The organism is Thermus sp. NMX2.A1, assembly GCF_000511705.1.
GTDB classification, from domain to species: Bacteria; Deinococcota; Deinococci; order Deinococcales; family Thermaceae; genus Thermus; species Thermus scotoductus.
Genome location: NZ_ATNI01000023.1, coordinates 1 through 9,414 on the forward strand (window position 1 = coordinate 1; position 9,414 = coordinate 9,414).

Consider the following 9,414-nt stretch of genomic DNA (forward strand, 5'->3'; position numbering starts at 1 on the left):
CCTGGCCCGCTCCTATGTTGCGAAAGGAGTAATGGATGCGGGTTGGGGACAGTTTTTAAGAATCCTTGCCTACAAAGCGGCAGAGGCTGGTAGGCAGGTGATAAAGGTAGATCCAAAGTACACAAGCCAGGACTGCCCGGTGTGCGGGTACCGGGAGAAGAAACCCTTGTGGGTGCGGGAGTATACCTGCCCCCAGTGCGGGGCTCACCTACACCGGGACATAGCGGCGGCGCAGAACATCCTGGCTAGGGCTCGGACGGAGCCTTCGGGGATGGGTACGGCATGGGCCGTCCCGTGAGAACCGAGAAGCCCCGCTCTTCAGAGCGGGGAGTCGTCACGCATCCTATACTGGAGTCATGGCCATCAAGTACAACCCCTTCACGGGTAAATACGAGTACTACGATGAGGGAAAAGAGCACAAGGAAGTCCTGAATCCCTTCACGGGCAAATACGGCGTGGGGACCGACAATGATGCCGAGGTCAACCGCTTCACAGGCAGGTACGAAGCCCGTAAGGCCAAGGACCTGTGCGAAAAGTATAACCCGTATACCGGGAGCTACGAGCTGGTACCCTGTGACTGGGAGATCCGCTACAACCCGTACACCCAGCGCTACGAGTTTGGCCCCAAGGAGTAACCTGCCCTCAGTCCACCCACTCCACCACGCTTTCCCCCCTCCCCTTCCGAACCCGAAGCCTCATGGGGAAACGCTGGGCCAGGCTTTCCACGTGGGTGATGACGCCGATCATCCGGTTCTGCCGTCCCAGCCCCTCGAGGGCCTGCGCCACCACCTCGAGGGTCTCCCCGTCCAGGGTGCCGAACCCCTCGTCCAGGAAAAAGGCCTCCAGCTTCCTGCGGGCAAGTTCTTCCGAAAGGGCAAGGGCCAGGGCCAGGCTCGCCAGAAACGACTCGCCCCCCGAGAGGGTGTGCGCAGACCGGTGGACCCCCGTCCAGGCGTCGTACACCTCGTACTCCAGGCCGCTTTCCTCCCTGACCCTAAGGCTGTACCGTCCGGAGGAGAGCTGGTGCAGGATCTCGTTGGCCCTGACCAGGAGGGCCCGCTGCAGGCGGCGGTGCAGCCATTCGGGGAAAGCCCGCTGCTGCAGGTCGCTGGTAAGGGCCTCCCAGATGCGGAACTGCCGCCGCCTTTCCCGGAGATCCTCCTCCAGGCCCACGCGGCGTTTCACCTCTCCCTCCAGGTTCACTAGCTCCCCACGAAGCTCACCCAGTTCCTGGCTGAGCTCCCCGATCTCCTGGCTGAGATCCTCCAGGCGCTTCTCCAGCGCCTCCAGGTCCTCCTGCGTGGGCGGCGTCTCGGGCAACGGAGCCAGCTCCTGAAGCCTGGCCTCCAGGGACTCCAGGGCTCCCTCGACCCTTAGGACATGGTCCCGGTGTTTCTCCCAATCCTCAAGGGCCCTCTTCTCCTCTGCCTCATCCAGGAGAAGGGCCCGTAGGGCCTTCCCGTCCCGGGGAAGGTCGGGGTTATCCTTCCAGGCTTGCTCCAAGGCCCGTACCTTCTCCTCAAGCCGGGCCAGGACGAGCCCAAACTCTTCCCTGAGCTCCCTTCTCCCTTCCTCCAGCTCCTCCAGCCTCTTCTTCTGCCCCCGCAGGTGCCGGAGGCGCTCCTCCAGCCAGGTCATGAAGTCCTTCAGGTTCTTTCCCCCCAGCACCTGCGCCAGGTGGTGCGCCAGGGAGAGGGCCAGGCGGTGCTTCTCCTGGCCAAGGCGCCGAAACTCCTCCTCCAGGTCCAGGTCCTCCACCTCGAGGTCCGCAAGGGCTTTTTTCAGAGACCCTACGGCAACCCGTAGCTCATCCGCCTGCCGGGCCAACCGGGTTTCCTCCTTTTCCAGGGCAGCCACCACCCCCACCTTCGCCGGGGGAACCTCCTGCCCGACAAGCGTCAGCAGGCGCTCAAGCTCCACCCGCTTCCTGGCCAGCTGCGTTTCCACCTGCTTCCTCTCCCCTTCCAGCTCCTTCTCCTTCCCCTCCTCCAGGGCCGGCGGCAGGGCCTGGACGGGGGTGAGACAAAGGGGACAGGGTTCTCCCGGCCGCAGGAGGTGGCGGAAGCGGGCCACCCCAAGCTCGCCCAGATGGCGTTCCAGGTGGCCAAGCCTCTCCTCCAGCTCCTCCACCTCCGCCTGGAGGGTTTGGACCAGGGCCATGCGAGTCTGCTGAAGCCCGGCCTCCACCTCCGATAGCTCCTTCTCTTGGCGGACGAGCTTCTCCTTCAGCTCCCTGGCCTTTTCCATGCGGGGAAGCTCCTCGAGGACCTCCCTTAAGGCGGCCTCGTCCTCCTCCTCCCACGGGGAAGCCTCCGGATGGAGGGCAGGTTTCTCTCCCGCCTTCCCCAGGAGGTCGTGGAGGGACCGGAGATAGGCGCGTTGGGCCCAAAGCCCTTCCAGCCGCTCGAGCTCGGCCAGGTCCAGTTCCCGAGCCAAGGCGTCACGCTCCTCCTCCAACTGGGCGTCCGCTTCCTTGAGTTCCTTCAGAAGGGCTTCCGCCTTCTCCTTTTCCGCTAGCAGATCCACGAGCTCCCTCGCCCTTTGGGAAAGCTCCGCCCGTTCCTTGTCCCCCAGAAGCGCAGGCTCCGCCTCCATGAGCCGGGAAAGCTCCTCTTGCAAACGGGCTTTTTCCCCGTATAGGGCGAGGAGGGCCCTGAAGTGGTCCCGGACATCCTGAACCTTTTTTAGCTCGCTCGTCTTCGCCTCCAGGGCCTTTTTCACCTGCCCCATCCTGTTCCGGACCTGCTCCAGGGCCTCCGGGGTGGCCTCCTTCAAGGACTCCAGCTCGGCCTCGAGGGCGGCGATCCTGCTTTCCAGGTTCCCCTTGCGCTCACTGGCTTTGGTCCTCATGTCCTGAAGGACATCCAGGCCGAAGAGGTGGTCCAGAATCTTCCGCCGCTCGCTCCCTTTGTCCCGGCGCAGGAAGCGGTCGAACTCACCCTGGGGCAGGAGCACGGTCCGGACAAAGGTGTCGTAGTCCATGCCCAGGATCCTCTCCAAACTACCCTCCAGATTCCGGCCCCTGACATCCCAGATCTGCCAGCGCTCCCCCAGGTGCTCGGCCACCCGGACCTCCCGCCTCCTGCCCACCTCCCGTTCCACCCGGTAGACCCGGCCGTCCACCTGGAAGGTGAGGCTCACCCACATCCTCTCCGCCTCGGGATGGCGCATCTCCTCGATCCTGCGGCTGCCCAGGCGGTGAACCCTTCCGTAAAGGGCGAAGGTAATGGCATCCAACAGAGTGGTCTTACCGCTTCCCGTGGGACCCGTGATGACGAAAAGATCCGCACCCTCCAGGTCCACCACCTGGCGTTTCCGGTAAGGGCCAAAACCCTCCAGTTCAATCCTCACCGGCCTCATGTTCTTCCACCTCCTGCCGCAACTCGGCAAAGCTATGGACCAGCTCCTCCCCCGGGGGGTCCCCTTCCCAGCGGCCTGCCTCCATCAGGTACTGCCGGTAGGCCTCCTCGAGGGCGGAGGGTGGGGGGTGCGCCTCGCCCCCGTCTCCTTCCCTCTCCTCTTCCCACGCCACCTCGAGGACCCTCTCCATTTCCTTAAGCGTGTCCCTCAGCTCCAGGTGCATGGGCCCCTGCACCACCACCCGGGCCCAGCCCGGGAAGGCCTCGATCTCCCCCAGGATTCGGGCCCGCTCCCCGGGGCTTTCCTGCACCTGGGAAACCCTGACCCGGAAGGTGCGGAGGGGCTTTCCCCAGTTTGTCGGCATGGGGTGGACCCGGGCGGGAAGATGGCGGTCCAGAGGGAGCTCCACCAGCACCACCCCCCTCTCCGCCCGCTCGCTGGCCCCGAAGTCCAGGGGGATCAGGCTTCCCGGGTACCAGGCGTTTTCCGCCACCTGCTGCAGGGCGTGAAGGTGGCCCAAAGCGATGTAGCGGGCCCCCGGCAGGACTCCAGGAGGCACGGCGTAGTGCTCGGCCAGGTGCAGCACATACTCCCCACCCCCCACCCTGGCCCCCGCCACGGTGAAGTGGGCCAGGTACACGTCCGGAGTGCCCTCCTGGGCCAGGTGGGCCAAAAGGCGGCGCATCCCCTCCGCATAGGCCAGGTGGCGTTCCTCAGGGGGAAGTTCCAGGGTCTTGGCCAGGCGTCTTTCGGAAAGGAAGGGCACCAGGGCCACCCTGAGGCCTCCCCGATCCACCACCCCGCCCTCGTGGGCGAAAGCCAGCTGGCCCCGCAGCTCCACCCCGAAGCGACCCAAGAGCTGACGATAGACCCGCTCCATCCTCTCCCCAGAGTCGTGGTTCCCGGCGATGGCCATGGCCGAAACCTTCGCTTCTGCCAAACGCAGGAAGAACTCCACCAGGAGGGCTTCCGCCTCCGTGGAGGGTTGGGGGTGGTCCATGAGATCCCCGCTGACCAGGACGAGATCCACCTTCTCGGAGCGCACCAATCTGAGGACCTCCTCGAGGGCCGAGGCCACCTCCGGGGTGCGGTCCACCCCCTTCAAGGTCTTCCCCAGGTGCCAGTCCGCCGTGTGCAAAAGCCGTAAGGAGGTCTTCATACGTTTTCCACTTTCATTCTATCCAGCTTGCCGTGGGGGTTCGGGGTTGCCGAGGGGCCAGGCGCCCCCCACCCAGCCCCGGTCCACGCCTTCAAAACCCTAGCGAAGAAGGCCTGCACCCCCGTGGAGGGCGATGAGCAGGGGAAGGCCCTGATGAAAGAGGCGCAGAACAAAGCGAATCTGGGACTCCAGGACCCCTCCCTGGAAGGGAAGGTCGTAGTCCACCACCAGGATGTCCGGCAACTGGACTTTCATGGAGAACCGTAGCACATGGGTGGTGTCGTTGACCCTGTTGACGAAGAGAAGCCTGTCCTGCTCGGGCACCCATGGCTCAAAACTAAAGACACAGGCGAAGTGAATGACGCTCTTCTCTCGGTTAACAACCACGAGGGTCTTTAGGGCATCTCCATGCACCACCAGATCCCCGTCTTGATCCACGGAGGTGGTGTACCCTGCCATACGGCAGATCTCCTCCAGCCTGGCCCCGCTCACCTTTTCTTCTGCAATCCACATCCTCTCCTCCATGGCAGTCCTCCTCTAAGGCGGTCAGGCCGCCCAAAGCCTACGCAACTCCTCCGTGAGGGCATCCCACCTGGGTCCGGGATCCCTGGAAGAGGGTTCCTCCACCCATTGGAACAGCTCCGGGAAGTGAAAGTAGGCTACCCCAAGACCCACGGCGTCCAGCTCGTGGCTATTTCTGGGAAGAGGGCCGAGCCCAAGCCCCTCGAGGCTACGCCTCACATCCAGGTCGGAAGGCCGGTTGAGCCCGGTGAGGCGCTGGCGCCAGCCTGGGGGCTGGAAGGGATCGTGGAAGCCTCGAGGGGTGGAGGCAAAGGCGGTGCAAACGGGAAGAGTGGAGGAAAGCCTGGACGCCAGGGAGTGGGCGATCCCCTGGAGCTCCCTCCACACCTCGCGGGGCACCGAGGGCTTTCGGCCCTTGGGGAGCTCCACCAGGAGGAGATCGGGGCCGTGGCGTTCCACGGCCTGGATCACCAGGGCCTCCACCGCACCCACCACCTCCTGCCTGCCTCTCCTCGAGGCCGAAAGGGAACCATGCTCCACCACGAAAAGCCTTCCTTCCGATTCCTCCACCACCGACCAGGCGTTGTGGACCGTTCCGGGATCTAGGGCCAACACCTTCACCTTCCACCTCCCCGGGGGGCCTTAGCCCACCTCCAGGCCATGCTCCCTCCCGAAGGCCTTCATCCAGCCGATGGGGTCCTGGGCCTCCAGGAGGGGCAGGAGCTCCAACAGCCTGTCGCTAAAGCCTCCGATGCGGCTGATGCCGTTCTGAGGAAAGGCCAGGGGCGCATACCCCGCCAGGTTGATCACGTGCACGCGGCGGCGGTCATCCCCGAGAAGCCAGGGCCTCAAGGGGCGGTAGGCGTCGTCCGCCACCTGCTCGTCTGTGAGGATCACCACCCTGCGCCCCCCAAAACTCCTGAGGGCCTTGCCCAGGGCCCTCTCCAGGTAGGTGCCGTACCCTCCGGAGGTCAAGAGGTGTTCCACCATGGCCACCAGGGGGTCCCCGGGGGAGAAGGGCACGGGGATCAGGTCGTCGCTGAAGCCGAAGAGCCTCCCCCCGGCCTGGCGGTACAAAACCGCCCCCAGGGTGGCCGCCGCCAGGGCGTAGGTGCTCTCCCCCTTCCTGGACATGCGCTGGTACATGGAGCCCGACACGTCCACCAGGATCAGGGTTTCCCCTTCCAGGTCAAGCCTGGGCACCGAAGCCTCGAGGGCACCCTCCAGGGCGTGGTACACGGGGTGGGGTCTCATCCCACCCTGGGCCACCCCATCTCCAGGGCAAAGCTGGTATAGAGCCTGAAGCCACTGGTGGGGAAAGATACGCCAGCCTCGCACCCTCTCGGGATCCGCCAGCTTGGCCAGGAGGAGGTCCTGCACTTCCCTCCGGTCCAGGAGGCCATGTTCCTGAAGGTTGCGCAGGTTGCGGATAAGGGCGAGGCCCTCGAGGTGAGGCAGGACCTTACGCCAGGCCTCAGGAGTACTGCCCTCCTTAGAGATCACCCTCTCCCACAGGGGATCCTCCTCCCTCACCCTTTGCACAAAGGCCAGGGCCTCAGGCGACGCCTTCTTCCCTCGGATGAGGTAGTCGTATACCCAGGCATGCTCCCTATCGGGCGCCTTGGGGTGAGCAAGGATTAGGGCATCCCTTTGTCGGAAATGCCTGCCTTCAGCTCGGTACTTCAGCAATGCCTGGGGGCTCATGCGGTTCAGGCGCTCGGCCACCGCCTTCTTCAAGGCCTTGCGCACCTTCCAGCCCTGGCCACGCGTGTAGGCTAGGGTTTCCAAATGCTCATCCCCACGCAGCCAGACCTGGGTGGCCACCCTTTGCGCCAGCTCCCTTGGCCCTTCCCAGAAGAGATGAGCCACCAGGGCGCTTGGGCCGGACCTCAGTCCCAAAACCTGGCGGGCGAACACCGCAAGGCTCCCCACAAAGTGGGGATCCCTGCGCACCATGTCCTGAGCCAACCCTGCGAAACGAGCGTGGCGTTCGCCCTCGGCCTCGTAGAAGGTGTCCCCAGAAAAGAGGCTTCCTGCCACCAAAAGCAGGAGCTCCACCTCAGGGGATGCGGGATATCCTTTACCTCCTTGGTGGGTCGTGTGAGGGAAAAGTCCTCCCCTTCGATAGCCGTTGAAGGACACACAACCTCCTCTAGCGGCCTTCGGCCGCTCAAACCACACCCCAGCCACAGGGCCAGGGGCAAGCGCCTCTATGTCGGTTGACTTTGTGCCGGAATTCTAAAGAACTGTTGATGTGGAGCTTTTTACGTCAGGAAACCGTATTCTGGAAACGAGGAAATATTTGTGTTCCATCTCCGCCACGGCCCGAAGGCCGCGGGTACCCGCGATGCCAGGCCCTAACCGCTTTCCCAAAGGCCACACAGGTCACCAAAGCCACCTTGAGCTCCATAGCCATCAAGCCCCTCCACAAAAAACCCTCGAGGACGGCCCCCATTGTGGGGAACAACGCACAGGATGGACTTACTGGGGTTCGTTTGGTGCCCGGGGATGTTTGGCGCTCGGGTCGACCTGTTCACCAGGTACCTTGGGCAACCGATGCCGAAGGAACCGAGCGGCCCCGCCGCCGGGCAAACGTCTTTATAGCATAGACCCCCGGTTTTTGCAAGGGGGGTGCGATGTCAAAACGGGGCGCCCTTTTGAGCAAGGTGCCCCCCTGGGGTGACACCGATCGGAGCTGCCCTCCTCCGTTGACCGATGGCCCGGGTTCACTTGAGGCCATTTCGAAGGGCACCGAGCCTAGAGTTTCAAGGCGGGCAGCACCAATCGGGGGAGGCCCATCTGGGTGGTAAGGAAGTCCACGTAGACCCTCAGGTAGGGCCACAGGTTCAGGGGCAGGTTTCGCTCCTGGAAGACCTTGAAGAGGGCTTCGTCAGGAAAGACGGGGCTCCTGTAGCGGGCAGCCACGAAAAGGTGAAGGAAGCCAAAAGGTCCGCCTTCGTCCTGGAACTCCAGCTTAAGGGTCAGTCCCGCTTGGAAGCCCTCTTCTGTCCTGATTGGGCCAAAGACTGAGATTCCGTCCGGGGCAGGACCGAAGCGCTTCTGGCCCTGGGGTGACCGCTCGAGCTTACCGTGGACCTCGAGGAGCTCCACCCCCAGGATCTCCAAGCCAGCGATGAACTCGGCGTACGCCTCTTTGGAGGGCTCCTCACCTCCCTTGGCTGGAAGGAGCTTGGCGCGGCGCAAGGTGTTGTAAACCCGCTGGTACGTGAGGCCCAGTTCCTTAGCGATGGCAGAGATGCTCTTGCCCTCCTGGTAGAGCCTGCGGATGATGGCAGATTTGCTTTCCATCAGCCTAAGCGATATCCCCAAACGTGGGCTTTCCCTTCCGCATTAGGGTGGCCCACGACTCCCCTACCGGCTCCCATCCCCCTGCCAAGGGCTCAGACAGAGGCTCATCCGCACCCACATGGAAGCGGGCCAGGACCCCACCCTGCTCATCCCTGAACTCCAGCCGCAGGGTGAGCCCCAGGGCCTGGACGTAACGGGCAAGCCCCTCGAGGGTCATGGAAAGCCCGGCAGAGGTTTCCATCTGGCTGATACGGCTCCGGCTCACGCCCAAGCGCTCGGCCACCTCCTTCTGGGAAAGCCCCCTAAGCTCCCGAAGGTGGGCGAGAAGCCAGGAAAGCTCCTCGTCCAGAACCTCCCGGTAAAGGCGGGCGCTGTCAGGGTCTTTCAGGGACTCCTTAAAGTAACCCAAGTTGCTACCTATCCCGAGGCCTGAAAAAATAGTGGCCGCTATGCTGTCGCGCATCATAGCGGCCTTTTGCATTATAGACGATGCCCTCCAGGCCCTGGGCTACAAAGACGACCCCCAAGCCAAGACCCCAGCCTCCGCCATCCTGACCCTCGCCATCCTGGCCGCCATGGAACTGGGCGGCAAGCACAACAAGGCCCTGGCCCTCGCCAAAGACCTGCGCCTCTTTACCTACGTCCCCTCCCCAAGTCGCTTCAACCGCAGACTCCACGCCCTATACCCCTTCTTCCTCCCCCTTCTCCACCTCCTAGCCCAGGCCTGGAAAAACCTCCACCAGGCCCAGGCCTACGCCTTGGACACCTTCCCCCTCCCCGCCTGCGAGAATATCCGCGCCCCCCGCTCCCGCCTTTTCCCAGACAAGGCCTACCGCGGCTTCATCCCCAGCAAACGGGTCTACTTCCACGGCCCCAAGCTCCACCTCCTGGTGGACGACGGGAAGTTTATCCATGAAGTGAGCCTGACCCCGGGAAGCCTACATGATCTGAGCTCTTTGCTCCTTCTTCCCCTGGACCTTCCCGAGGGGGCGGAGCTCTACCTGGACCGGGGGTACGAAAGCCACTTCTATGAAGACCTCCTCCGGGAGGCGGGGGGGATTGTG

10 protein-coding genes are annotated in these 9,414 nt (G+C 63.8%); 3 read left to right on the forward strand and 7 right to left on the reverse strand.

The window, feature by feature from the left end; all coding sequences use genetic code 11:
* Positions 1 to 298, forward strand: a 298-nt coding sequence (locus TNMX_RS01080) for an RNA-guided endonuclease TnpB family protein (RefSeq protein ID WP_038028596.1), incomplete at its 5' end; no start/stop codon positions are given.
* A 58-nt stretch (positions 299 to 356) separates the two neighbouring features.
* Complete coding sequence (locus tag TNMX_RS01085; protein ID WP_019551673.1) at positions 357 to 635, forward strand: hypothetical protein; 279 nt, start codon at positions 357 to 359, stop codon at positions 633 to 635.
* A gap of 7 nt (positions 636 to 642) precedes the next feature.
* Here the strand turns inward: TNMX_RS01085 and TNMX_RS01090 are convergent, their stop codons facing one another.
* From TNMX_RS01090 to TNMX_RS01120, 7 genes are all read right to left on the reverse strand, one after another.
* Entirely contained in the window at positions 643 to 3,360 is a 2,718-nt protein-coding gene (locus TNMX_RS01090; RefSeq protein WP_038028599.1) for an AAA family ATPase, read from the reverse strand.
* Positions 3,341 to 4,519, reverse strand: a complete 1,179-nt coding sequence (locus tag TNMX_RS01095; protein WP_038028602.1) for a DNA repair exonuclease — start codon at positions 4,517 to 4,519, stop codon at positions 3,341 to 3,343. Before TNMX_RS01095 ends, TNMX_RS01090 begins: the two co-directional genes overlap by 20 nt.
* Before the next feature lie 99 nt (positions 4,520 to 4,618).
* Positions 4,619 to 5,044, reverse strand: a complete 426-nt coding sequence (locus TNMX_RS01100; protein ID WP_038028605.1) for a YbjN domain-containing protein — start codon at positions 5,042 to 5,044, stop codon at positions 4,619 to 4,621.
* 21 nt (positions 5,045 to 5,065) lie between these two features.
* A complete protein-coding gene (locus TNMX_RS01105; RefSeq protein ID WP_019551678.1) occupies positions 5,066 to 5,662 on the reverse strand; it encodes a hypothetical protein in 597 nt (198 codons plus the stop codon).
* Positions 5,663 to 5,683: 21 nt separating this feature from the next.
* Entirely contained in the window at positions 5,684 to 7,099 is a 1,416-nt protein-coding gene (locus tag TNMX_RS13510) for a TROVE domain-containing protein (protein WP_253704860.1), read from the reverse strand.
* Between the two features lie 699 nt (positions 7,100 to 7,798).
* The gene (locus TNMX_RS01115) at positions 7,799 to 8,350 is read right to left on the reverse strand and encodes a helix-turn-helix domain-containing protein (RefSeq protein WP_038028609.1); all 552 of its coding nucleotides are present in this window, start codon (positions 8,348 to 8,350) and stop codon (positions 7,799 to 7,801) included.
* A gap of 4 nt (positions 8,351 to 8,354) precedes the next feature.
* Positions 8,355 to 8,759 carry a helix-turn-helix domain-containing protein gene (locus TNMX_RS01120; protein WP_253269344.1) on the reverse strand — a complete coding sequence of 135 codons (405 nt, stop codon included), beginning with the start codon at positions 8,757 to 8,759 and terminating at the stop codon, positions 8,355 to 8,357.
* A 40-nt stretch (positions 8,760 to 8,799) separates the two neighbouring features.
* Here TNMX_RS01120 and TNMX_RS01125 point away from each other — a divergent pair.
* The coding region (locus TNMX_RS01125) for a transposase (RefSeq protein ID WP_038028611.1) at positions 8,800 to 9,414 on the forward strand (615 nt) is incomplete at its 3' end.